This is a genomic window from Micromonospora sp. SL4-19 (assembly GCF_047921475.1).
Lineage (GTDB): Bacteria > Actinomycetota > Actinomycetes > Mycobacteriales > Micromonosporaceae > Micromonospora.
The window spans coordinates 40887-64898 of record NZ_JBLROB010000018.1 but is presented as its reverse complement, the minus strand read 5'-3'; the positions used below and the strand labels follow the sequence as shown (position 1 = coordinate 64898).

The following is a 24012-nucleotide window of genomic DNA, read 5'->3' as shown; positions in this document are numbered from 1 at the left end:
GCAGGTCCCAGCCTCGGTGCGATGGCACCGGCGGGGTAGGCAGCGAAGCTGGCAACATGTTCATCGCAGTACGTGATCTTCGATTCGCCCGGGGCCGATTCGCCCTCCTCGGCGCCGTCATCGCGTTGATGACGTTGATGGTGGTTCTGCTGACCGGGCTGACTGCGGGACTGGGCGCGGCCAGCGTGTCGGCGGTGGCGGCGCTCCCCGTCGACGACATCTCGTTCCAGCGGCCGACCGACGGCCAGCAGGTGTCCTTCGCCACCAGCAACCTACCGGCGGAAGCGGTCGCCACCGTGGCGACACAACCCGGGGTGACCGGCGCATGGGCGCTCGGCGCGTCAACCACCCGGCTGCAAGCCGAGGACCGCGCCACGACGGTGACCCTGCTCGGCGGCGATCCCGCGCTGTATCCGGCACTGCGGCAGGGCCGGGCACCAGCCGACGCCGAGGTGGCCCTCACCGCCGACCTGGCCGAGGCGCAGTCGGTGTCGGTCGGCGACCTCGTCACCGTCGGCGGGCAGCCGGTCAGGGTGGCCGCGGTCGTGGGCAGCACCTCGTTCAACCACCTACCCGTCGTGTACACCCCGATCAGCACCTGGCACGACCTGGCCGGGGCGGACACCATCACCGCCGTGGCCTCGACCCGCGACGACGAGGCCAGCGCCGCTGCGGACCCCGCCGGCATCACCACCGTCAGCCGTGACCAGGCATTCACCGCAGTCGGCGGCTACGCCTCCGAGCAGGGGTCGCTCAACCTGATGCGCGGCCTGCTGTTGGCGGTCTCCGCCCTGGTCGTCGGCGCCTTCTTCACCGTCTGGACCATGCAGCGCGGCACCGACCTGGCAGTGGTCCGCGCCCTCGGCGGCAGCCGCGGCTACCTGCTGCGCGACGCCCTGGCTCAGGCCGGGATTGTCCTGCTGCTAGGCGCCGCCGTCGGTGCCGGCGCCGCCGCCGGCCTGGGCGCGGTGGCCGCCCGGGTGGTGCCGTTCGTCCTGGACGCCGCCACGGTCGGCACCCCGCTCGTGGCGATGGTCGCCGTCGGCGCGCTCGGCGCCGCCTTCTCCGTACGCCGGGTCAGCACCGTCGACCCGCTCACCGCCCTGGGGGCAGCCCGATGACTCTCACCCTCACCGACGTCCGCCTCACCTACCCCGACGGTGACCGCCGCCTGATCGCGCTCGACGGGGTCAACCTGCGGATCGCCGCGGGTGAACTGGTGGCGGTGACCGGTCCGTCCGGCTCCGGAAAATCCAGCCTGCTGGCGGTCGCCGGCGCACTGACCAGCCCCGAATCCGGCACGGTACGCATCGAGGACACCGACGTCACCTCCCTCGATCAGAAGGGCCGCGACCGGCTCCGGCGCGAACGGGTCGGATTCGTCTTTCAGCAGGCCAACCTGCTGGCCTCACTCACCGCCCTCGACCAGCTCCTGCTCTTCGCACACCTGTCCGGCGCATCCCGGCGCTCGGCCGAGCCCCGTGCCCGCCGGTTGCTTGATCGAGTAGGTCTCGGCGGTAAGGCGGACAAGCGTCCACACCAGCTCTCCGGCGGGGAACGCCAGCGCGTCGGGGTCGCCCGCGCGTTGATGGGAAGCCCCGCCGTGTTGCTGGTGGACGAACCCACCTCCGCGCTTGATCACGATCGCGGCGAGGTCGTGGTGCGTCTGCTGCGCGACATCACCCACGAGCAGCAGGTGGCGACCGTCATGGTCACTCACGACCTGCAGTACCTGCACCTGGCGGACCGGATGGTGGCGATGCAGGACGGAGCGATCGCCGCCCGGCCCGTTCAGGTATGACCGCGGCAACTGGCTCGCATGATCTCCTGCGTCGTGCAGTTACCGGCGCCCCAGCCCGGCGCGGTCCGCAGCCGGCCGAGGCGGCCCCGGCTCTCACGAGAGGGCGCTGTCGAGGGTGTGCCTGGGCAGATTCAGCCACCAGGATGCCGCGGAGCGGGGCTCGGACGGGACGGAGGCGTCGTCGCGTACGAACTGGAGCATCCGTTCGTTTCGTGCGATGCCCAGCGCGTAGACCAGCCCGACCAGGGCCGTTGCGTGCGTGCCGCCGCGGCGCTGCTGCCATCGGACGGCGTGGTGCTCGATCGCTCGTCTCCAGTAGTGGTCGCCGCTGCGGCCGCCGATGTGTCCGATGGCCTGGGTGGCTGCGAGTGCGATGGGGGAGGGGAGCCCGTTCGCCGTGGTCAGCCGTTCGATCACGGGGCGCTGTTCCGACGTGCCGATGATCCGGAGAGATTCGATCATGGTCAGCGCTTCATCCAGCGGGCCACTGGTGGCGCCGATGATCAGTTCGGAGGTGAGCGCCGCGGCGAGTGGCTCGCGGTACGGCGTGCCGGACAGCAGCATCGCGGCGTACAGCCGAACGTCGAAGACCGGGCTGAACAGCATCTCGGCCAGTAGTACCGGGAGTAGCCGGTCCTTGAAGTTGGGTACCTCGACCGGTGTCCGCGCCATTGTCGCTCCGGAGATCCGTGCGACGAGCAGGCGCGCGGCCTCATCCTTGGCGGGGCTGCCTGGGGCCGCCAGTGCCTGGTGCGCCATCGGATCGAGGGCCACGGCGCGGCTGAGGTGCGCCTTGGCGTTGGTGGAGATATCGGCGGGGAGTCGTCGTAGCAGCTCCGTGGCGAGCGGCTGCGCCCCCTCATAGGACGCTGGGTCGAGTACCAGTTCGTGGACGATCGGCACCAGCCGCCGTAGCTGCGGTCGGGTGAAGTGTCCGTACCGCAGCTTGCGGATGCAGCCGAGCAGGGCTCCGTACTGCGCCCGATCGTTGGTGGGGCTGGCGAGCTGTGCCAGCAGGTGTTGGCTTGCGTCCGGGTGGGGGCTCCCGTCGAGGACGCTCACTGTTTCCACGAAGACCTGATTGGTCCGGTCGGCGGCGAGGGCAGCACAGGCGGCGATGGCGGCCTGTTGACCAACGGGATGGGCGAGCAGACGGTGGAAGGCTTCGTGGCGCTGCATCCATGGCACGCCGTCGGCGACGATCATTTCCTCCAGCAATCGCTCCGCCATTTTGCTCCAGGCTGAGCGTGGGGTGATTACCTGGCGCGGGGCGGCGGCGAGGTGGGCGGTCAGCTCATCCCATTCCAAGCCCGTCACGACGCTGTCCGAGAGGACAATCTCCAACAACTGCTCTACGCGCTCGGTCGTGTCCGCGCTCCGCCCGTCAGCACCTCTGCTCAATAGTGGAGAAGTGCTGACCGCCGGCGCGAAGTAACGGTAGATGGTGTCGAGAAGTGCGACGAGACTGCCGGCCGGCAGGTCGAGCAACTGTTCGTATCGCCGCACCGCGAGGTGCGGGACGCGCACAACAGCAGTTTCCCAGCGGGAGATGCGGTAGACGCTGGTGCGTTCTCGCCAGCATCCACCTTGAAATGCGTCAGCGAAGGAGGTCGCTGCGGTCCAGGCCCCCTGCTTTCCGTACAGACGGTTGATGCGGAGCAGCCAGGCGGCCCGGTCCTGGTGGGGCGGCCAGCCGGGCCGGTTGGCCGGTTGGCGGGGTGAGTTGGGCGGTCGGCCACGGCGGGACGTGCGTCGATTTTCGCTCCCCACTACGCATTTATTGCATGCCTGACTCCGGGGTGCAACAGCGCGGCTACGAACTGACATTCGACATATCTTTGAATGACTGCCCAACCAGTCCCGCCAATATCCGGGTTGATGGTCAAAGGCCGGAATTTTCCGTTTTCGATGGTGGCTTCGCCGCCGTCCGGTAAGCAGCCGCCCAGACGTCAGCAGGAGGACGGATGGACATTTTTCGACCTACGAGGGTGTCGGTTGGGTCGATGTCTCGTATCCCGCGGCCCCGCAGCGCCACCGAAGGTACCAGTCCGCAGCCGCCCCAGTTGCCGCGCATGCCAGCGCTGGAGGAGGCGATCCGGACAGTACCCGTCCCGGGGGCGCCGCCGCCGATGTCCCGTGAGGGGGCCGCTGTGGGTCTGGCTTTCCTCGACATGGTGCTGCGGCAGAACCACATCCGCCGACTCACCGAACGACTGTCATTCGTGGAGCACGGGGTGGCGAGCAGGACCACCGAGGTCGACGTCCGGTTGAGCCTGCTGGACCCGGCTCAGCGCGAGGCCTGTCACCTGTTTCAGCGACTCAGCAGTCGCAGTGCTCGCAGCCCGGAGCAGGAGCGGACTGCCACACCGACGATCTGGGTGCCGGTGACCCGCATCTCGCGGCTGAGCGTCGCGCCGATCGACGTCGTCGACGCGGCAGGGAGCAAGCTTCCCCGCCTGACGCAGTACGAGACGTCCCGGCTGCTCGCGTCGGGTCTCTACCGGCTGTTGAAAGGGATTCTCTCCGGTCTGCCGGAGTCGCGGCGGCCGTCCAACGTCAGTCGGCTGTTCCGTGAGGAGCAGGCCCGATGGCTCATCCAGGCTGCCCTGATCGCCCTGCTGACCGAACGGAGCAGGCCCCTGAGTGACATCGAGCGCCACGAGCGCGAGTCCCATGCGGCTCCGCAGGCCGGTGGTGCGGCGGGTCGTGACTGCCGCGATCTCGTCCTTTCGGTGCTGCGGGAGTACGAACCGCAGTTGGAGCCCTACGCCAATCTGCTCGACGTGGCCCTCAATGACTACCTTCTGGTCGCCGCCTTGGACCTGACCAAGGACGACCACCTGTTGAGCTACGACGCGCCGGTGCATCTGCGCGAGCAGCGTCCCTTGAGCGACGCCCTTCGGACGTGGTTCCGCTCGACCTCGGCCCGGTACCACGTCCAGTACCTCGCCCGGATACCCGCGAACCTGCGCTCGTATCACGTGGTCGCAGAGACCGAGCCCGGTGTCCACATCGAAGGAATGTCGCTGGTGACCGACTCGGACGGGGCGAAGGCGAAGGAGTTGGCCGCAGATCTTCGGGTGCTCGGCAGCCGGCGGCGCAGCCACAAACCCGGCAGACAGACCGAAACTCGCCTACTGGAGCTCGAACTGCAGGCGGCGCTCGGCGGGCTCTCCGAACTGCTCCGCACCCGGCAATGGGACGCCGGCCAAGCCGGGCTGGACATGCCGGCCGACGCGCTTGGGGGAAGCAGGCGCCTGGCCGCGCTCTACCTGTCGGCCGAGCAGTTGGTGAACAAGCAGGACCGGGTCGAGGCACCCCTGCTGAGCGACCCCTCCATCACCGCTGAGAGCCTCGAACAGGCCGCCGACGAGATTGAAGACCAAGAGGTCGGCTCTGACTTCTCCGTGGAGAACGACCCGGCAAGCAGCCGGGCCCATGCCTACTGGCGGCACGGCTCGACACGGCCGTTCCGCGGCGACCACACCAGCGTGAAATGCACACTGACCCTGCGGGATGCCACCGGAGGGCGTCCCGGCAGCGTCATCGCGTACGCCGTCGGCGTGGCCGCCACGATCTACCTGATCAGCGCCGTGCTGTCACAAAATCCATGGCCGTACGGTGGTGTCACGGACGGGCCAGCGAACGCCGACGCGGTGGTCGCCGTGCTGCTGCTCGTGCCCGGGTTCCTGTACACGAGGCTGGAGTTGCCGCTGCGCCACACCATTCTCGGGCACCTTCGCAGGCTGTCCCGGCGGCTCGCGCAGCTGTCCATCGGCTCGGCGGTCGCCGCCTCCGCCGTCATCGCCGCCGGCCTCCAGGGCCGAGCACTGGGCTGGATCCTCGGTCTCGCCACAGCTCTCCCGCTACTGGCGGCGGCACTGCTGCACTGGCGTCTCGCCAAGCAGCGCGACCTCGCACCCGCTCGAATCTCCGCTCCGAAATGGCTGCAACCCGAGGCGGGCATCGAAGCTCCGATGGACGCCGTCTACCAATCGTCTGGATGGCACCATGAGTGAAGAAGAAGAAGCCACCTCCCCTTCCGCGCTGGCCGACCTCGCCCGAGCCGGGTTCCTGATGGCCCGACAGTCTCTGATGCAGGTGAACTTCGAGGTGCACCACGTTCGGGACCGAAGCGGCTATCTCCATGACCTGTTCGACCACAGGCTGCGTGCGGTACGCGCCACAACGCCCCCCACCGGCCGTAACCACGAAGGCGGCAACGGCGAGGTGTCTCCGCCCGAAGGCCAGACCCCACGCGAGACCCTGTCCTCGGCTGCCAACGGAATCGGCCTGGTCATCGGAACGTACGTCGGCGCGCTGCCGCAGGACATGCAGAGCCGGCGCCAGGGCAGCGACCTTCCGGTGGCCCTCAGAGTCGATCACGTGTCACCGGACGAGTGGGTCTTCCAAGGCACCGCGTGGCCCAACCCCGCCTTCATCTACGAGTCCGTCCGCAGATTCGAGGGTCTGATCCTGGTAGAGGAGAAGACCGCCCAGTGGTCGAGCTTCCAGGGCTGGGCGATCGCCGAGCTGATCGCGGAAATCTCCAGGGTCGCCGCCGACAATGACTCACCTCTGCTGTCCGTGCAGGGTCCGGTTCACCTGCCTGCCCGCGGCGAGGACAGGGAATGGCCGGTGCCGTCCGTCGTCGCGGTGCGCTTCACCATGGCGCTGCCACGATCCAACGCGGAACGACGGCTCTCGCTCGCCGAAACCTTCTCGGAGTTCGCCAGCAGACGCGGGTACGGCTTCTGGCTCGCCGACACCCGGCCCGGCCACCGGCAGGGCAACTGGTACCTGGTCCGCCCGTACGACCGATCGAAAGTTGAACAGTATGCGGACGTGACCCGGTGCGACGAGGTGGAACCGCAGTGCTGCCTGCCCGTCACCTTCGTCGGCCCCGCACGCGTCGGATCCACCAGCGCGATCATGTCCTACCTTCGTGAGTTCCCGGAACTAGGCGTGCTGGCCTGCGCGATCACCTCGCTGGACGACCTCGCCTTCATTCACCTGCAACTCGCGGTCAACCGGCTCCCCACCGGAGGCCTCGACGAGTTCGAAGCCGAACTGCGCCGGCGCATCCGATCGGCGCACGGAGACGACGCGGAAGGCCGCACCAGCGCTCCCCAGGAGATCCTCCCCGAGATCCTGCCGTTGGTAACCGGAAACAGCGCCGGAAAGCCCGACCGAAAGAAGCTTGCCGGCCTGACCGAACGCGCGGGCGACTACCAGTGCCTCACCGGACCGACCATGCTGGTCCAACCTGGTGAGGGCAGCGACCGCCTTCCCCTCTGGTTCTCCTGGCGGGCGGTCGGCACCGACGCCGGCCTCGCCGCACCCTTGATCGCCTTCATGGACGCGCTCAAGGCGATCGGTCTGGCTCCGGCCGGGGGCGCCGAAGAGGAGGTGGGGAACCACCCGAATCTCGACTACCTGGTGTGCCGCGACGTGGGAGAGTCGACGCTGCGGGGGAGAGGCAAGATCTCGCTTCCCCGTCACATCCTGCATCAGTCCCCCGACCCCAGACCCGACGTCCTTGGTGCCAGGATCTCCACCAGCCTCGAGGATGCCTGGCGCGCGGAACTGAGCCGACACGCACTACCGGGCGGCGTGGAAGTCTCGGTGGCGTGGGTCGAGTACCGGCTCAACAACTCGACCACGTTGATGTGACGTCGATGGACCAGACCCTCACCCAGGCGGTCCAGCCCGCGAGCATCGCGTCCCGGTTCACGTCGAGAGCAGCTTACGGAGTTGGTCGTCAAGCCCGATGAGCCGTTGCAGCGACGACGGCGCGTCGGTGGCCAGCGTGCGTACGGTGTGCATGACGTCGTGACGGAGGTTGATGAGGGGCGCCGATACCTCTTTCTCCCACTGGCCGGCGCTGTAGCTTCCAAAGCCGCTACGAATCGGCTCGGTCTTCTTCACCACGTTCATCAGGTCGGTAAAGTCCATCGCCGCGACTACATCCGCCACGACATCGTCACGTGCCTCGGCGGCGAGGCGTTCCCGGATGCGTTCCCGCCGCGACTCCCGCAACAGCTCCAGCGCCTTGTCCTGGTCGTCGAAGAACCCCCGCGTCCGCTCGGCGAGGGTGAGTTCCAGTGTGCTGACCAGCAGGTAGAAGTACGTCCGTGCCGGCTGTTTGTTGAGGTCGGCCGGGCTGACGATCCCGACGATGTCGTGGCCATCGACGACGAACAGGAACTCGGCGTTACGAAGGGCGGGCAACAGAGCGGCCAGCGGGGTGTCGCCGGCGATGACCCGGGATGCGGTCAGCGGGCGGGCCTGCGCGGCCAGGGGACCACTGCAGTCAACCAGGTCGACGCGGCGTACGTAGCCGCAGATCTCCCCGTCTCGGGTGACGGGCGCGTAATCGAAGCCAGCATCGGCCAACGCCCCGGCGACGTCCGAGGCGGGCGTGTCGACGCCGTAGCAGAGCACGCGAGCGATCGGTGTCTGCAGGTGTCGGGTGCGGATCGCGGTCGCAATGTCATCCGAGTACGGCAAGATCATGCCGACAGTGTGATTGCGCCGCCGGCCACGTTGACGGCGGGGTCGACGCGGCACTCGAGGGTCAGCTCCAACTGAACCGGCAGGGACACTCGGGCGAGATGCGGCTGCGGCGGAAGACCGCAGGCCCGGCCCAGCGCGGCCTCGCCGATGTCACCCGGGCAGCGTCCGCACCGGTCGGCGCGGCGTTCACGCGGACCGCCCACCGCGATCGCCCCGCTGACGGGCCACATCGAGCAACTGGTCGAGGGCATCCCGCGAACGGCCGGTCGCGATGGCCAGTGCCCCGAGCGGGTCGGCGTGCCCACGACCGGCCAGGTCCTCGAAGACCGCGAGCAGGTCGGACTCGAAGCCGTGGGCAGTCGCACCCCGTACCTCGGCCAGGTCGGCGAGCCGGCCTTCGATGTAGCGGCGCACCATCATCTGGTACGCCCCGACGCTCGGCAGGTCGTGGAACTCGGCCACCATGTCGTCGACCTGCCGGCCTATCCGGTGCAGAAGCGCCGAGGTGACGCCCCGTCGCCGGGTCTCGGGCGCCGCGTGGTCGGCGACGCGGATGACGACCTCGTCCGGTCCGGTGATCTCGTGCGATCCGACGTCGGTGTGCCAGCGGGCCGTGATGATGCAACCGTTGTCCTCGCGGGTCAGTTCACCGGCCCGGTCGCGCTTCTCCTGGGGCATGTGCTCCTGTCCTTCCTGCGCCTCGTGGGCGCCTGTTGCCCGGCCGCGGTGGGGCCGATGTCGTACCTGGTGCTTCTCAGGGCGTGGGGCTGGCCGCGGTCAGGACGCTGCCGAAGAACACCATGACGGTGAAGGCGATCATCGGGCCGACGAAGATGTAGCCCAGGACGAGACCGGCGACCGCCATGCCGTGCCCCGACCGGGTGCCGTCCCGGGTCTCCCGCAGGGCGAGGTGGCCGAGGACGACGGCCAGGATGCAGGGCAGCCCGAACAGGCACCAGCCGCCGAGCACGCCGAGAATCCCGAGCACCAGCGACGCCGTCGCCATACCCGACGTCAACGCGGGCTGCCCGGCGACCCGGAGCGCCGCCTGCGGGTAGCCCGGCTGGTAGGGCGCGACCGAGACCGGCGGGTACGCGCCGGCAGGTGCGGACACCGGCGGGTAAGGCCCAGGAGCGGCGGACACCGGCGGGTACGGCCCCGGGATCGCGGGGACCGGCGGCTGCGGGCGGGTGGGGTCGAAGCCGGGCTGCGGGTAGGTCATCGTTCGGGTTCCGTTCTTCCGTCGAGTCGGGTGAGCAGGAGGCTCACCTCGGTGTGCAGGCGACGCAGCTCGGCGGCCGTCGGCGCCAGCTCGTAGCAGTGGTGGTGAGCGGCTGCCGAGAGAGCCGCCCAGGCGAAGGCGACGCGGCGGGCGACGCCGACGCCGGGTCCGAGCCGGCCGTGCAGCATCAGCTGCTTCGCCCGGCCCTGCCGGCACGCGGCAACCGTCGGCTTGACCCGCCGCCAGTAGGCGTCGACGCCGCCCTCGAGCGCGAGCCGGATCAGGCAGGCGCACGCCCGCGGCCACCAACCGCCAATCACCGCGGTCGCGCCGAGCCCGCCGGCGCCGCGCAGCATCTGGTCGGCCGCCGCCAGGCAGCGCTGCGGCGCCGGCGCGGTCACGACCGGACCTCCGCGCCACCTGGGACCGTCACGCGAGGCGGTGACAGCACCTCCGTGAGGTGGCGGGCGTCCGCGACCAGACCGGGCAGGTCGAACAGGTACGCCCCGTGCACCCCCTCCTTGCACGCCCTGTACGCGCCCACCGCCCGTGACCCGTGCCAGCGGCCCAGGTAGCCGAGCACGTCACCGCCCCGGTCGGCGTCGTCGAACAGCGCCAGCGCGAGCGTGGTGTTCAGCCGCCGGGACGCGCCCACGATGGCCGCCTCGATCTCGTCGTGCGGCACACCACGGGCCACCCGCCGCCGCCACACGATCCGGTGGCAGGCCGCCTCGATCGCCGAGCGGCACAGCTCCGCCACCACCGGCCCGCGCACCTCGGCGGCGATCTCCTCGTTGCCGGCGAGGGCGTACGCGTCATCGAGGTGGCGGCGCACCGGGTCGGAGCCCGGCCGCAGCGTCACCACGGACCGCTCGGCGCGGGTCACCTCGACGATGCGGGACTGACCCAGGTCGAGCCGGCCGAGTGCGTCGGGCAGCCGGGTGTCGTGGGTGAAGACCACCACCTGCCGCTGCTCGGCCAGCTCGGCGAGCACCCGCGCCAGTCCGTCCACCTTGCCCGGGTCCATGCTCTGCACCGGGTCATCCACCACGATGAACCGGAACGGGCTCTCCGGCGCGCAGCCGCGCGGGAGGAACGTCGCCAGCCCGAGGGCGTGCATCTCACCCTGGCTCATCACGCCGAGCGCGGTGCCGTTGTCGGCGCCGTCCACGCTGACCGGGATCACCACCCGCCGTCGGGTGTTCGTACCCTCCAGAGTCATCGCCCCAAGTTCGACGTTGCTCTCCTGGCGCAGCTGCGCCCAGATCCGCTGCGAGTGCTCCGCGAACGGCGCCACCCGCTGGTTGCGCAGCTCCGCCCCGGTCGCCTTCAGCCACGCCCGCGCGGCCTTCACCCGGGCGAGGGCTCGTTCCCGCTCCGGCAGCCTCTCGGCCGCCGCGACCCAGGCCCGCAGCTCCCCGGCCGCCGCCGCCCAGCCCGTGTCGCGCCGGCGGAGCAGACCCTTCGCGTACGCCTGTGCGGGCTGCGCCGCCGCGAGCAGCGCCGGGTACCGCGCGGTCAGATGGTCGGCCAGCTCCTCCGGGCCGCCGGGAGTCAGCTGCAGCGCCGCAGCGGCGGCGTGCAGCTCGTCGACCGGCACGCCGGCAGCGTCGCCGTCGGGCACGTCCAGGTCATCGATCAGGTAGTGCGCCCGCTGCAGCAGCGCGGTCAGCCGGGCCGCGGCGGCCTGGGCGGCGAGCGTACGGTCGCGCAGCTCCGCCAGGGACGCCGCCGCGCTGGCCCGCCATTCGCCGTCGAGGCGGCCCGTGGCGCAGACCGGGCACGGTCCGTCACCCTGGTCGTCGTGGTGCTCGATGGCGAGGCGGAGCAGTTCGGCGCTGCGCAGCGACGCCCGCGACCGCCCGCCGTCGTGCCGGCGCGCGTCGGCGGCGGCCTCCCGCAGCTGCCCGGCGAGGCGGGTCACCTCGTCGGCGTCGGGCAGCTGCATCGCCACCAACCGCCGGCACAGCAGCACCGCCTCGTCCGCGGTCAGCTCGTCCGGCTCGTCGAGGATCGCCGTCAGCGCCGCCAGGTCGGGACGGGTCACGAGCAGTGCTGCCGCCCGGCGCGCCCGGTCGTCCGGCACCTCGGCAATGGTGGCGGCGAGGGTGGCGCGCTGTGCGCGTACCCCTTTGATGGCGGCGTCGAGAGGGCGTCCGGCGGCCATGAGCCGCCGATCGGCGTCGGTGATCGCCTCCAGGCCGAGGATCGCCGAGATGGCGTCGAAGAGCTGGCTCTGCGTGCCGGCGGTGAGCCGGCCCAGCTCGGCGGCGGTGAGGAACGGGCGGTACAGCTCCAACGGCCGGGCCAGCCCCAGCTCGGCGAGATCCTTGTGGCTGCCGTGCGCGCTGGTGACGCTCACCTCGGCCTCGCCCAGCTCCGCCCCCGCCGGCCATTCGCGGACCACCCGGGTCGGCGGGGCGACCCCGTCGATCCGCAGCTCGACGGCGATGCGGCACGGGTCTCCGGCGTGCAGGTTGCGCCACCCGGTACGCCACACGCTGTTGCGGTCGGCCCAGCGGGCGCTGTCCCCGGTCAGGGCCAGCTCCACCGCCTCGGCGAAGCTGGACTTGCCGGAGCCGTTGCGGCCGACCACCACGGTCAGCCCCGGGCCGGGTTCGATGGGGAGGGTGCGCTGCGGGCCGACGCCGCGGAACCCGGCGACGGTGACCGACGAGAGCCAGATCCGCTCCGCCGGCTCGTCCGCCGCCGTACGCGGCGGCTCCAGGGCGGTCCGCTCGCCGGTGAGCGCCGCGTCCAGGTCGTCCTCACCACTGAGCGCGGCGAGGACCACCTCGGCGGTGTCATCGGGTACGCGGTCGGCGGCGAGCCGATCGAAGATCAGGTCGACCAGGGGTTCGGTGCGGTTCATCGGACCTCCGCTGTGAGCGGGCGGGCAGGGCGTGTGGTGCCGCCGCCGCGACTCGGCCTGTGCTGGCTGCGGTGGCGATGCGGCAACGTCGGGTAACTGCCTCTATCTGTGGATCGGTGCTCAAGCCGCCAGTGCAACGTGCCAGTCGCGCAGGAACGCCTCGACCAGGTCGTGCGCCCGGACAGCCTCTTCGACCGGGCTGACCGGGTGGATCTCCTGATCGGCGGAGCAGGACACGGGCTTCGCGGCCCAGACCTCGGTGAAGTCGGGGCGGCCGTCGTTGCCGGTGAGGATGGTGAACGGACTGTTCTCGTCGAAGTCGTCGGTGAGGTAGCAGGTGATGACGAAGGGCTCCTGCTGGGGGATGTTCTTCGGGTCGTACGGGTAGGTGTCGCTGCTGTCGGGGATGCCGTCGCCGTCCTGGTCGGCCGGCGGCGTCAGGCTCGGAGTCGGGGAAGGCGGCGAGGTCGACGGGCTGGCCGACGGCGTCGACGGGGCAGCTGCCGTCGTGCCGTCGTCGCTGCACTCGGTGAGGCCAACTGCCGCGAGCGCGGCGGCGAGAATCAGACCAGCAGGCCGGCACCCAAGCAGGCCGGGACCGGCCCAACGGGCGTGGTCGGAGTCGGGGCGAATGAACGTCATCGTCGTCTCCAGGCGCGTGCGGTCTACGGATCGACAGCTCGTCGATCCGCTGCTGGTGGATGGTGGGATCCGCCGGAAGCGGACTGCCGACCACCTGCCCGCCGTGAAGCGACGGGCGGGTGCGTGGTCGCGAGGGGCGTCGCCAGAGTCGCTGTGGAGCTGATGCCGGCGGCGAAGCAGGCGACGGCACTGGGCAGCCGAGCGCCAGCTAGCGGGCGAGGCTGGCGTGCCAGTCCCGCAGGAACGCGTCGACGAGGGCGTTCGCTCGCGGGCGCACGTCGAAGGCCTCGTCGAGCCGGCGCCGGGCCATGTGGGAAAGGCCGTCGGCGGCCTCGTTGAGGGCGTGCCCGCTGTGCCCCTTGACGTGCTGGAAGCACAGATCGGGCCGCCGGCTCACCTGCTCGGCGAGCCGGACCAGTGTCGGCTGGTCGGCCCACCGGCGCGGCCGCAGGCTGTAGCCGGCCGGCATCGCGGCCACCTCGCCGGCCTGCCAGCGGCACAGCCAGCGCAGCGCGACGACGCTGTCCAGCAGCACCGTCATCCCCGCCGGCACCTCCTCGTACGCCGACAGCAGGAAGTCGACCGCCCGCAGCTCGCTGATCAGCACCCGGGACGGCCCGGTCGGGTCGAGCCGACCGGTGCCCCGGCCGCGCAGGCCGTAGTGGCCGTCGCTGACCACGTACGCGATGCCGCCGGCGCGCCCCTTCCAGCTCGCGTCGGTTGCGGCGACGACCGGCGCGGACGCCGCCGCCCAGCGGTTCACCCGGCCGCAGCCTCGCTGTTCGTCCGGCTGCGGCCGGCAGGCCGTGCCGTGGGCGGCGGCGAATCGCTCGGCGGTGTGGAGGAGATGCTCGGCCGAGGCGAGCTCGTCGTTGTGGACGGCGGTGAGCGCGAGGGCTAACGCGTCGCCGATCCGCTGGCACTCGTCACAGGTGGTGCGGCGGGCGTAGTGGCGGAGCGGAACGGCACGGGCGTGCAGCGGAGCGGGGAGCAGCTGCAGGGCGCGGAGGAACTCATCGGGACGCACGACGCCTCCTGACGTCTCGCGGGTGGGGGATGGAGTCAGAGCACCTTGATCGAATCGACCTGGAGCAGCGGCACCGTCGTCGAGCCGCCGATCTGGGTGTCGTAGCTGTACGAGCCGAGGACCGTGACCTTGGCGCGGAAGATGTCGTCCTCAACGAGGTTCGCCAGGCCCGACTCAGAGCCGGAGAGCATGGTGTTGGTCTCGTAGTCGTACTTGTCCGGCATCCGTCGGTCGGCCACGTCGGCGCGGAACGTCTCGGTCCCGGTCGCCGCGTCGAACTGGGTCACCCGGCCGTACACGACGTAGTGCTCGCCGAGGTGAGCGTCGGGATTCTTGGCGATGAGCTTCCACTGCCGGGCGCTCAGCGTCTTGTACGACGGCGGCTTCGGCTTGAGTGGCGGCGTGGTCGTCGTCGGCGACGGAGCGGCGCTGGTGGGAGCCGCCGTCGTGGGGGCGGCGCTGGTCGGCGTCACGGTGGTTGGCGCGACGGTGCTCGGGCTGGCGGACGTCATGGCGCTGCCGGCGGTGGGCTTCGCGCCATCGCCCGTTGTAGCGATGACGGCGCCGCCGATGCTGAGGGCGATGACGAGCGCGATGCCACCGACCGCCCAGGGGATCACGGTGGAGCGCCTGGCCAGGCTGGGCGGACCGGCGAGGGTGGTGCCCTGAGGCGGGCTGGCGGGCGTGGGATCGGCAGCGGCCGCCGGATCGGGCATGTAAGGCGGTACTCCGGACTGGTCGGCCGGCTGGCCAGGCGACGTCGGGCTGGTCTGATCGGTCATGGCGATCTCCTCGGTGAGCAGGGGTGACGGGCACAGGAAAGGAGCGGGGCGGGCGATGGTGCCCGCCCCGGGCCGAGCGGTGGATCAGGTGAGGGAGACGGTCACGCCGCCGGAGAACATCGAGTCGTGGAGCTCGAGCTTGGCGAGCTTCACGTCCTTCGGGATGTCGAACACGAACACACCGGTCACCTGGTTGCCCGGGTTGATCTCCTCGAAGAAGGTGCTCTGCTCCTTGTTGGCGTAGAGGCCCGCCTCGGTGTCGGACGAGTACTCGGTGCCATCGGCGGTGTAGGCCTTCTGGCTGCTGCCGTCGAGGGTCTGCGGCTCCTTGCCGATGTTCTTGACGTTGATGGTGATCAGGCAGAACTGACCCTGGGCCTTGTCGCCGAGCATCGAGGTCCCGACCTTCGCGACGCCGCACTTCGACGACTTCACCGTGAACTCGAACTTCCCGTCCCGGGCCGGCTGGCCGATCTTCGCCGTCTTCGGCTTGTCGTCGCCCTTGGCGCCGCCGGCGTCGGCCTTGGTGTCGGTGCCCTCGTCGGTGCTGCCGGCGCCGCAGCCCAGCGCGACGAGGCCGGTGGCGATCAGGGCGAGGGTCGTGGTCTTGCGCATCGTTTTCCTCCTGCTGTGAACGTGGCGGCGTCAATAAGAGCATCATCCGTGAACGCTGTCAACAGACATGATGCTTGACAGGTGTGACACACTACGGAGGTGCAGGAGACACCGACCATCACGGCGGCGGAGATCGCCCGGCTCGCCGGGGTCGGTCGTGCCGCAGTCAGCAACTGGCGCAAGCGGCACGCCGACTTCCCCGCCCCGGTGGGCGGCACGGCGGCCAGCCCAGAGTTCGACCTGACCCAGGTCGAGCAGTGGCTACGCACCCAGGGCAAGCTCCCCCAGCTGGCTACCGCCGACCGGTTGTGGCGGCACCTCGCCGCGGCCAGCGAATCCCCAGCCGCCGGCCTTGCCGCCATCGGGGCCTCGCTGCTGGCGCGGCAACGCGGGCAACGTCCCCGCCGACCAGCGGATTCGTACCTGAAGTCGCTGCTGCCCGACGTTGACGCTCTCGCCGAGGAACTTGGTCCGCTGGGCGCCTTCGATGAGCTGTGGCAGCGGTTCTCCGCACCGGGGCCCGGCCGCCCGTTTGCCACTCCCGACAACCTGGCCGACCTGATGGTCGGGCTCGCTGGCGTCGGTGGCGGCACCGTCCTCGACCCTGCCACCGGCTCCGGCGCCATTCTGCGGGCCGCCGTCCGCGCAGGCTGCACCTCGGTGTACGGACAGGAGATCGACGAGGACCTGGCCCAGCTCGCCGGACTGTGGCTGGCCCTGCGTGATGTGCCTGCGGAGATCCGCACCGGCGACTCGCTGCGCGCCGACGCGTTCGCAGGCCGCACCTTCGACGCGGTGGTCTGCCACCCGCCGTTCGGCGTCACGAACTGGGGCGACGAGGAACTTGCCCATGATTCCCGCTGGATTGTCGGCACCACTCCGCGTACCGAACCCGAGCTGGCCTGGGTGCAGCATGCCCTGGCCCACCTGCCGGTCGGCGGGCACGCCGTGCTGCTGATGCCGCCCACTGTGGCCAGCCGGCGCGCCGGCAAGCGAATCCGCGGGGAGTTGCTGCGTAGAGGGCATCTGCGCGCTGTCATCGCGCTGCCGTCGGGGGTCGCCGCGCCGCACGGCGTACCGCTGCACCTGTGGGTGCTTCGGCGGGCTGCGGCCGACGCGCCGCCACTGGCGCGGGCGCTGCTGGTCGACGCGGCGGGCAAGGATCTGGTCACCAATGCGTCCCGCGTGCTGGCCCTGTGGCGGGCCTTCAACGCCGCACCTGACACGGAGATCGAAGAGGCGGGCTTCGCCCACGCGGTTCCGGTGATCGAGTTACTTGACGAGGAGGTGGACCTCACCCCTGCCCGCCGCCAACCCGGCATCACGGACAAGGCCACCGAGGAACACCTAGTACGCACCCGGGAGCGTCTTGCCGCCATCGTCGGCGACCTGCCGGCGCTGATGCCGCAGGTCACCCCCGCAGCCGACGGACCGGAGGGCGAGTTTCTCTCGGTTGGCGAGCTCGCCCGGGCCGGTGCAGTGCAGTTGATGGGCCCGATCCGTGCCGCGTCCCCTGAAGGCGGGGAGCCGCCAGCGTTTGGGCTACCGGTGCTGAACGTGGAGGACGTGCTCAGCGGTGAGGGCCCCACGAGTCGGGACGACGCCCGGCTCGGGCAGGACGTCCGGCTCGCGGTCGGGGATGTCGTGGTGCCGATGACCGCGCGGCAGCTCACCGCGCGGGTCGTGACCGCCGAGGGGGCGCTGCTGGGGCGGAACCTCTACCTGTTACGTCCCAACCCTGCCGCCTTGGACTCATGGTTCCTCGCCGGGCAGTTGCGGACGTCGGCGAACGAGAAGCAGGCGTCCAGCCTGTCCGGGACGCTGCGCTTCGATATCCGGCGGGCGCAGGTGCGGCGGCTGTCGCTGGATGAGCAGCGGGTGCACGGGGAGGCGTTCCGGCGGCTGGAGGCGTTCGAAGCGGCGATCCGGCAGGCGGCGTCGTTGGGCGCGGAGTTGGTGCAGCTCACCGCCGACGGCTTGGCCCGCGGCGCGGTCCGCCCCGACGGGGCGTCGAAATGACGTCAGATCTCCAGAATTCCCAGCCGTCGCCGAGCACGACCTGCCCGTCAGCAACGCCCCGCTAACACTCCCGGTTGATCATCTTGGCCAGACGGCGGACTACAAGGCACGGTCACGCTGCTTGACTTAAGGCAATCGAAAGGAAAACGATGATCTCTTCGGCGGCAAAGTCGCTTCTGATCTGAACTGTGTCCAAGTGACGGTGAAGTACGGATAACGGCTGATGGGGGATGTAAGGGTGGCCGTGGACCTGGAACTGGTGGCGAACCGATTCCGTCTGCTGAACGCACTCGGCAGGGGCAACATGGGGGAGGTCCACCAGGCGGAGGACCTGCAGGCGCAGGAGGACTCGTCGGATCGCGTCGTCGCGGTCAAGCTGATCCTCCGGAGCCGGTCCGGCGCGGTCATCGACTCGACCGCCGACAGCAAAGCGGTCCAGAGATTCGAGCGTGAGGCCCGCATCATGCGCCGCCTCACCCACGCGAACCTGCCGCGTTCGATCGCAGGCGGCGTCGATTCGTCCGGCCTTCCGTACATCGCCATGGAGTTCCTCGACGGCGAGACGCTGCGCGACCTGATCTCCGAGCAGCCGCAACTGCCGATCTCGTGGGTCGCCGCGATCGGCGCCCAGATCGCCGACGCCCTCACCGCAGCACACACCGCCGGTGTCATCCACCGCGACCTCAAGCCGTCCAACGTGATGCTGTTGCGTGGTGGAGTCGTCAAGGTCCTGGACTTCGGCATGGGTCGGATCATCGACGCCGACGAAGCGGAGAGGCTGACCAGCACCGGTGTCACGGTGGGGACCGCCCGCTACATGGCCCCCGAACAGTTCCGGGCCTCGTCCGTCACGCAGGCTGCCGACCTGTACGCCCTGGGCTGTGTCCTGTTCGAGTTGCTGACCGGTGTGCCGCCCTTCCACAGCGGCTCGGCGCACGAGGTGGGACAGAAGCACCTGGAGGAGCCACCGCCCCCGGTGCGGGTGCTGCGCTCGGACGTTCCGCGGGGTCTCGAACGACTCATCGAACGTCTGCTCGCCAAGGACCCCACCGAGCGACCGGACGATGCGGTGGCGGTCCGTGAGGTGTTGTTGCCGCTGGTGCAGGGGGAGGACAAGGTTCCTGGCTGGGACGACTTCAACCCGGTCGGCCACTTCCGTGCCGCCTACACAGTCGGCGCTGCGGCCACTCGGCCAGCAGGTCCGGCTTCAGCACCTCTCTCCAGCCCGGCACCGGGCATGGACGTCTTCGAGGTGCACCGGCAGCTCATCAGCGACTACCGCGCCTTCACCGAGGGCGGTACGACGATCCGTAATGACCGAATCGCGGACTTTGTTGAGGATGACCTCGATGCGAAGTCGCAGTGGCCCGACCCGTGGCTGTCGCTCAACCCGTTCTTCGCCTCCGGCGGCACCATGCTGGAGCTTGTCAACGAGGGTGTGCTGCATCCGGAGTGCGCGCGCATCTTCCAGGCCGGGAAGACAGAGGGCGGCAAGACCTGCGACGGCCGACCCCTGACGCTGCACCGGCACCAGCGCGAGGCGATCGAGAAGGCCCAATCGGGCGAGTCCTACGTCCTCACCACCGGCACCGGCTCTGGCAAGTCGCTGTCCTACATCGTTCCGATCGTCGACAAGGTGCTCAAGGCGCGCGAGCAGGAGGGCCCGAAGGCCCCGAAGCGCGTCCGCGCGATCATCGTCTATCCGATGAACGCGCTGGCCAACAGCCAGCTCAAGGAACTCGACAAGTACCTCTGCGACGGGTACGGGCCGGGCCGCGAGCCCGTGACGTACGCCCGGTACACCGGGCAGGAGAGCGACGAGCGGCGTAAGGAGATCCGCGACAACCCGCCGGACATCCTGCTCACCAACTACGTGATGCTCGAGCTGATGCTGACCCGGCCGGACGATCGCCGATCGCTGATCAAGATGGCTCGGGGGCTGGAGTTCCTCGTCTTCGACGAACTGCACACCTACCGTGGCCGCCAGGGTGCCGATGTGGCCCTGCTCATCCGCCGGGTGCGCGAAGCCTGCCAGGCGGCTGAGCTGCAGTGCATCGGCACCTCCGCCACGATGTCGACCGAGGGAACCCTTCACGACCAGCGGGAAGCGGTGGCCCGTGTCGCCACCACTTTGTTCGGTAACCCGGTCAGCAGCCAGAACGTGATCGGGGAGACCTTGATCCGGGCGACCGGGGAAGCACCGGACACGCTGCCGATCGACAGGCTGAAGGCCCCGGGCGCTCCTCGGGCTTACGCCGACCTTGTGAACGATCCGCTGGCGCGCTGGATCGAGGCCCGCTTCGGGCTCGCCACCGATCCCGTCAGCGGGCACCTGGTGCGGCAGAAGCCGGCCAAGATCGAGGACGCCGCGCTGGAGCTGGCCCGGGAGACCGGCCTGACCGTCGCTGACTGCACGAGCGCCATCCGGAACACGCTCAAGGCTGGGTCCGAAGCGCGGCACCCCGTTACCGAGCGTCCGTTGTTCGCCTTCCGCCTGCACCAGTTCCTCTCCAAGGGCGACACGGTGTATGTCACCCTCGAGGACGAACTCACCCGGCACCTCACCCGTGAGTACCAACTCGTTCTGCCCGGCTCGGACGGCAAGATTCTCCTGCCGCTGGCCTTCTGTCGCGAGTGCGGCCAGGAGTACCTGACGGTGTGGCGGTCCGACAAGGACGGCAAGGTCGTCTATGCCCCGCGCCGGGACACTGCTGCCACGGGTGGGCGCGCAGGCGACGGCTACCTCTACATCGATTCGGAACGCCCCTGGCCCGCTACTGAGGAGGAGGCCATCGGGACCCGCCGAATCCCTGACTCCTGGCTGGAGGTCGACGCCGGCGGCCGGGAGGTGGTCCGTAGCTCTCACCGGGAGCGTCTGCCCCAGGCGATCACGGTCAACCCGCAGGGTTGGGAAGGCCACGGCGACCTCAGGGCCGCGTTCATCCCATCGCCGTTCCTCTTCTGCCTGCACTGCGGGGTGAGCTACGAGCAGACCCGGGGGAAGGACTTCGCCAAGCTCGCGACACTCGACCAGGAGGGCCGCTCGTCGGCCACCTCGCTGGTGTCGGCGTCCATCGTCCGGTCGCTCATGCAGGCACCGCCAGAGGCGCTGAGCAAGAAGGCGCGCAAGCTGCTCACCTTCGTGGACAACCGGCAGGACGCCTCGCTCCAGGCCGGCCACTTCAACGACTTCGTCCAGGTCACGCAGCTTCGCGGCGCCCTCTACCGGGCGGTGGTCGAAGCGGGCGACAAGGGCATCACCCACGAGGACCTCGCCACGCAGGTCACCGCTACGCTCGGATTGAGCCTCGGCGACTACGCGCGGGAAGCCGACCTTCCACCGTCGCTGGCCAGCCTGGCGGCGAAGACCCTCCGGGACGTCGTCGCGTTCCGGCTGTATCTCGACCTGGAACGCGGCTGGCGCATCACCATGCCGAACCTGGAGCAGACCGGCCTCCTGAAGATCGACTACCAGGACCTGGCCTGGCTCGCCGAGAAGCAAGACCGCTGGTCCAACACTCACGAGAAGCTCCGCGAGGCGGAGCCCGACGAGCGGGTCAAGATCATGCGGGTGCTGCTGGACGAGATGCGCCGGGGCCTGGCGATCGACGTGCAGTACTTCCGCGACGACTTCGACTCGCTCCAGCGGGCCAGCGAGGAACGGCTCATCGACCCCTGGGTGCTCTCCGCCAGCGACAAGCCCAAGGTCGGAGCGGCCTACCCCCAGCCTTCCGGGCGGGGCCTCGACCGGTCCAACCTGTTCCTCTCCGGGCGGGGGAAAGTCGGAAAGTACCTGCGCAGGGTGCACTTCCCCGATCTGTCGTGGAACGATGCCCAGGAGGTGATCGCCGACCTGCTGGAGGTGCTCAAGCGGGGCGGCCAGGTCACCGAGGTCGTCCAGGCGCCGGAACGGGCGGGTCGCTACCGGCGTTCGGCCGGCACGCCTATAACCGGCTACCAGGTCTCCGCCGCCGCGCTCATCTGGCGTGCGGGATCGGGTCAGACCGGCAGCCACGACCCGCTGACGCGGACATACGCCAGCGGCGACGGTCCCCGGGTCAACACCTTCTTCCGGGAGCTGTACCGGACTGCGGCCGGCACGCTCGCCGGCCTGACGGCCCGCGAACACACGGCACAGGTCGACCCCGTCGAGCGGGAGCGGCGGGAGGACGCCTTCCGCAAGGCGGAGCTGAAGCTGCTCTACTGCTCGCCGACCATGGAACTCGGCGTCGACATCTCCGAACTCAACGCCGTCATGATGCGCAACGTCCCGCCGACCCCGGCGAACTACGCCCAGCGAAGCGGTCGAGCCGGACGGTCGGGGCAGCCAGCGCTGGTCACCACCTACTGCGCCACCGGCAACAGCCACGACCAGTACTACTTCCGGCGCTCCGATCGGATGGTCGCCGGTGCGGTGGCGCCGCCGCGACTGGACCTGGCCAACGAGGACCTGGTGCGCTCGCACGTGCACGCCGTATGGCTGGCCGAGGCGGGCCTGAAGCTGGGCCGGGCGATCCCCGAGATCATCGACATCAGCTACCTGGAGGACAGCCGCCGCCCCGACCCGGCCCTGGAGTTGCAGGATCACGTTGCTGCGGCGCTTCAGGACACGTACGCGCATGGCCGGGCTGTGACCGCGGCCCGGACGGTGTTCGCCGGGCTGCTGCCCGACTTCGAGAAGTCGGCCTGGTGGGACGACAACTGGATCGAGGACACCGTCCGGACCACACCGGAGCGGTTCAACCGTGCGTTCGACCGCTGGCGGGACCTGTTCCGCGCGGCGCTCGTCGACCAGGCCGAGCAGAATCGCCGCGTCCTCGACCACACCCTCTCCGAGCGCGACCGGCGCATCGCTGTCGGCCGCCGGAAGGAAGCCGAGACGCAGCTCAACCTGCTCAAGAACGAAACCGTCGAGAGCAGATCGGTGCTGTCGGACTTCAACCCGTACCGCTACCTGGCCAGCGAGGGTTTTCTGCCCGGGTACTCGTTCCCGCGTCTGCCGCTGGCCGCGTACGTGCCAACGACCGGTCGTAGGTCGGGCGACGGGGACTACCTGCAGCGTCCCCGCTTCCTCGCCATCCGGGAGTTCGGCCCGGGCGCGCTCATCTACCACGAGGGTGCCCGCTACCAGGTCACCCGGATCCAGTTGCCGCCCGACGCGGCCGGCGAGGTGGTGACGAGCGAGGCGCGGCGTTGCACCAGTTGCGGGTACCACCACGACACCCGCGGCGGCGCCGTGCGCTGCGAGATGTGCAAGGAACCGCTGGGCGACACCACGTACGGCCTGCTGCACCTGCACACCGTCTACACGAAGCGCCGGGAACGGATCTCCTCAGACGAGGAGGAGCGGCGCCGGGCGGGCTTCCGGCTGGTGACGTCGTACCGCTTCCAGGACCACGGCGCCCGGCCGGGCCGGCAGGACGCGGTCGTCTCCGACGGAGAGGACCGGCTCGCGACCCTCTCCTACGGCGACTCGGCGACCGTCCGCATCACCAACATTGGCCGGGTCCGCGCCAAGCAGGACGAGCCCGACGGCTTCTGGCTCGACCCCGCCGACGGGCGGTGGATGAACGAACGCGACGCCAGCGAGGCGTCCGGCGACTCCAGCGAAATGCCGGTGGTCGACGCCGACGGCAACGAGAAGCGCCGCAAGAAGCGCGTCATCCCATACGTCGAGGACCGCCGGAACATCCTCGTGCTCAAGCTCGACGAGCCGCTGGAGCACGACATCGCGCTCACCCTGATGTACGCGCTCGAACGCGGCATCGAGGCCGCCTTCGAGCTGGAGGACTCGGAACTCACCACCGAGCTGCTCCCGCCGGACGACGGACCGCGCGACCGGATGCTCTTCACCGAGGCGGCCGAGGGCGGCGCCGGCGTACTCCGGCTCATGCAGTCGGACCCGGAGGCGCTGGCCCGCGCCGCCGCCACGGCCCTGGACATCTGCCACTTCGACTCGGACGGCACCGACCAGGGAGGGCCGCACAAGGACCGCCCGTGCGCCTGGGGCTGCTACGAATGCCTGCTGACCTACGGCAACCAGCTCAACCACCACTCCATCAACCGGCACCTGGTCCGCGACCTGCTGCTGCGCTTCGCCCATGCCGCGGCACGGACGACCGGGGAGGGTGAGTCCCGCACGGAGCAGCTGACCCGCCTCACCGCGCAGTCGGACACCAAGCTGGAGGGGAAGCTGATCGCCTGGTTGAAGGAGCGCGGCCTGCGGCTGCCCGACGAGGCACAGACCTTGGTCACCGAGGCGCTGGCCCGCCCGGACTACGTCTACCGCCTGCCGGGGGCGAACGTCGCCGTGTTCGTCGACGGACCGGTCCACGAGCACGAGTCGGTCGCCGATCGCGACCGCGAGGCGGAGGAGCGCCTGTTCGACATGGGCTGGGACGTCGTCCGTTTCCCGCATGACGCCGACTGGTCCGCCATCGTCACCAAGAACAAGCGCTACTTCGGCACCGGCACCAACGCCTGACCACCCAATCCCACGCCACCACGACAACGACG

The 24012-nt window shown here is 70.0% G+C and carries 16 protein-coding genes; 6 read left to right on the top strand and 10 right to left on the bottom strand.

Features of this window, described 5'->3' with window-relative positions; translation table 11 throughout:
- Nucleotides 1-56 precede the first annotated feature (56 nt).
- Nucleotides 57-1121 carry an ABC transporter permease gene (locus tag ACNAVT_RS20925; RefSeq protein WP_416298693.1) on the top strand — a complete coding sequence of 355 codons (1065 nt, stop codon included), beginning with the start codon at nt 57-59 and terminating at the stop codon, nt 1119-1121.
- Nucleotides 1118-1801: an ABC transporter ATP-binding protein gene (locus ACNAVT_RS20920; protein WP_416298692.1), complete on the top strand. Its 684-nt coding sequence runs from the start codon at nt 1118-1120 to the stop codon at nt 1799-1801. The genes ACNAVT_RS20925 and ACNAVT_RS20920 overlap by 4 nt, the downstream gene beginning before the upstream one ends.
- A 93-nt stretch (nt 1802-1894) precedes the next feature.
- Here the strand turns inward: ACNAVT_RS20920 and ACNAVT_RS20915 are convergent, their stop codons facing one another.
- Entirely contained in the window at nt 1895-3328 is a 1434-nt protein-coding gene (locus tag ACNAVT_RS20915) for a hypothetical protein (RefSeq protein WP_416298691.1), read from the bottom strand.
- A gap of 623 nt (nt 3329-3951) precedes the next feature.
- Here ACNAVT_RS20915 and ACNAVT_RS20910 point away from each other — a divergent pair.
- Nucleotides 3952-5820, top strand: a complete 1869-nt coding sequence (locus ACNAVT_RS20910) for a hypothetical protein (RefSeq protein ID WP_416298689.1) — start codon at nt 3952-3954, stop codon at nt 5818-5820.
- The gene (locus tag ACNAVT_RS20905; RefSeq protein WP_416298687.1) at nt 5813-7474 is read left to right on the top strand and encodes a hypothetical protein; all 1662 of its coding nucleotides are present in this window, start codon (nt 5813-5815) and stop codon (nt 7472-7474) included. The genes ACNAVT_RS20910 and ACNAVT_RS20905 overlap by 8 nt, the downstream gene beginning before the upstream one ends.
- A gap of 57 nt (nt 7475-7531) precedes the next feature.
- On the opposite strand, the gene ACNAVT_RS20900 is transcribed toward ACNAVT_RS20905, so the two are convergent.
- From ACNAVT_RS20900 to ACNAVT_RS20860, 9 genes are all read right to left on the bottom strand, one after another.
- Nucleotides 7532-8371 (bottom strand): CBS domain-containing protein, encoded by an 840-nt coding sequence (locus tag ACNAVT_RS20900; protein WP_416298685.1) that lies wholly within the window; start codon nt 8369-8371, stop codon nt 7532-7534.
- A 132-nt stretch (nt 8372-8503) separates the two neighbouring features.
- Nucleotides 8504-8995, bottom strand: a complete 492-nt coding sequence (locus tag ACNAVT_RS20895; protein WP_416298684.1) for a hypothetical protein — start codon at nt 8993-8995, stop codon at nt 8504-8506.
- Between the two features lie 76 nt (nt 8996-9071).
- A complete protein-coding gene (locus ACNAVT_RS20890) occupies nt 9072-9539 on the bottom strand; it encodes a DUF4190 domain-containing protein (RefSeq protein ID WP_416298682.1) in 468 nt (155 codons plus the stop codon).
- Complete coding sequence (locus ACNAVT_RS20885) at nt 9536-9940, bottom strand: hypothetical protein (protein ID WP_416298681.1); 405 nt, start codon at nt 9938-9940, stop codon at nt 9536-9538. Before ACNAVT_RS20885 ends, ACNAVT_RS20890 begins: the two co-directional genes overlap by 4 nt.
- Complete coding sequence (locus ACNAVT_RS20880) at nt 9937-12411, bottom strand: AAA family ATPase (protein WP_416298679.1); 2475 nt, start codon at nt 12409-12411, stop codon at nt 9937-9939. The genes ACNAVT_RS20885 and ACNAVT_RS20880 overlap by 4 nt, the downstream gene beginning before the upstream one ends.
- 120 nt (nt 12412-12531) lie before the next feature.
- Entirely contained in the window at nt 12532-13053 is a 522-nt protein-coding gene (locus ACNAVT_RS20875; protein WP_416298677.1) for a hypothetical protein, read from the bottom strand.
- A 208-nt stretch (nt 13054-13261) separates the two neighbouring features.
- Nucleotides 13262-14080 carry a ribonuclease HI gene (locus ACNAVT_RS20870; RefSeq protein WP_416298676.1) on the bottom strand — a complete coding sequence of 273 codons (819 nt, stop codon included), beginning with the start codon at nt 14078-14080 and terminating at the stop codon, nt 13262-13264.
- A gap of 35 nt (nt 14081-14115) precedes the next feature.
- The gene (locus tag ACNAVT_RS20865) at nt 14116-14862 is read right to left on the bottom strand and encodes a hypothetical protein (protein ID WP_416298674.1); all 747 of its coding nucleotides are present in this window, start codon (nt 14860-14862) and stop codon (nt 14116-14118) included.
- A gap of 84 nt (nt 14863-14946) precedes the next feature.
- Nucleotides 14947-15477, bottom strand: a complete 531-nt coding sequence (locus ACNAVT_RS20860) for a DUF4352 domain-containing protein (protein ID WP_416298672.1) — start codon at nt 15475-15477, stop codon at nt 14947-14949.
- Between the two features lie 99 nt (nt 15478-15576).
- Between ACNAVT_RS20860 and ACNAVT_RS20855 the strand changes: the two genes are divergently transcribed.
- Nucleotides 15577-17496: an N-6 DNA methylase gene (locus ACNAVT_RS20855; RefSeq protein ID WP_416298671.1), complete on the top strand. Its 1920-nt coding sequence runs from the start codon at nt 15577-15579 to the stop codon at nt 17494-17496.
- A gap of 223 nt (nt 17497-17719) precedes the next feature.
- Complete coding sequence (locus ACNAVT_RS20850; protein ID WP_416298669.1) at nt 17720-23980, top strand: protein kinase domain-containing protein; 6261 nt, start codon at nt 17720-17722, stop codon at nt 23978-23980.
- Nucleotides 23981-24012: the final 32 nt, after the last annotated feature.

Excerpts from the sequence above, each read along its gene's own strand:
- ACNAVT_RS20925 (WP_416298693.1), top strand. The coding sequence starts at position 57 with ATGTTCATCGCAGTACGTGATCTTCGATTCGCCCGGGGCCGATTCGCC.
- ACNAVT_RS20920 (WP_416298692.1), top strand. The coding sequence starts at position 1,118 with ATGACTCTCACCCTCACCGACGTCCGCCTCACCTACCCCGACGGTGAC.
- ACNAVT_RS20905 (WP_416298687.1), top strand. The coding sequence starts at position 5,813 with ATGAGTGAAGAAGAAGAAGCCACCTCCCCTTCCGCGCTGGCCGACCTC.
- ACNAVT_RS20895 (WP_416298684.1), bottom strand. The coding sequence starts at position 8,995 with ATGCCCCAGGAGAAGCGCGACCGGGCCGGTGAACTGACCCGCGAGGAC.
- ACNAVT_RS20890 (WP_416298682.1), bottom strand. The coding sequence starts at position 9,539 with ATGACCTACCCGCAGCCCGGCTTCGACCCCACCCGCCCGCAGCCGCCG.
- ACNAVT_RS20880 (WP_416298679.1), bottom strand. The coding sequence starts at position 12,411 with ATGAACCGCACCGAACCCCTGGTCGACCTGATCTTCGATCGGCTCGCC.
- ACNAVT_RS20875 (WP_416298677.1), bottom strand. The coding sequence starts at position 13,053 with ATGACGTTCATTCGCCCCGACTCCGACCACGCCCGTTGGGCCGGTCCC.
- ACNAVT_RS20865 (WP_416298674.1), bottom strand. The coding sequence starts at position 14,862 with ATGACCGATCAGACCAGCCCGACGTCGCCTGGCCAGCCGGCCGACCAG.
- ACNAVT_RS20860 (WP_416298672.1), bottom strand. The coding sequence starts at position 15,477 with ATGCGCAAGACCACGACCCTCGCCCTGATCGCCACCGGCCTCGTCGCG.
- ACNAVT_RS20850 (WP_416298669.1), top strand. The coding sequence starts at position 17,720 with ATGGGGGATGTAAGGGTGGCCGTGGACCTGGAACTGGTGGCGAACCGA.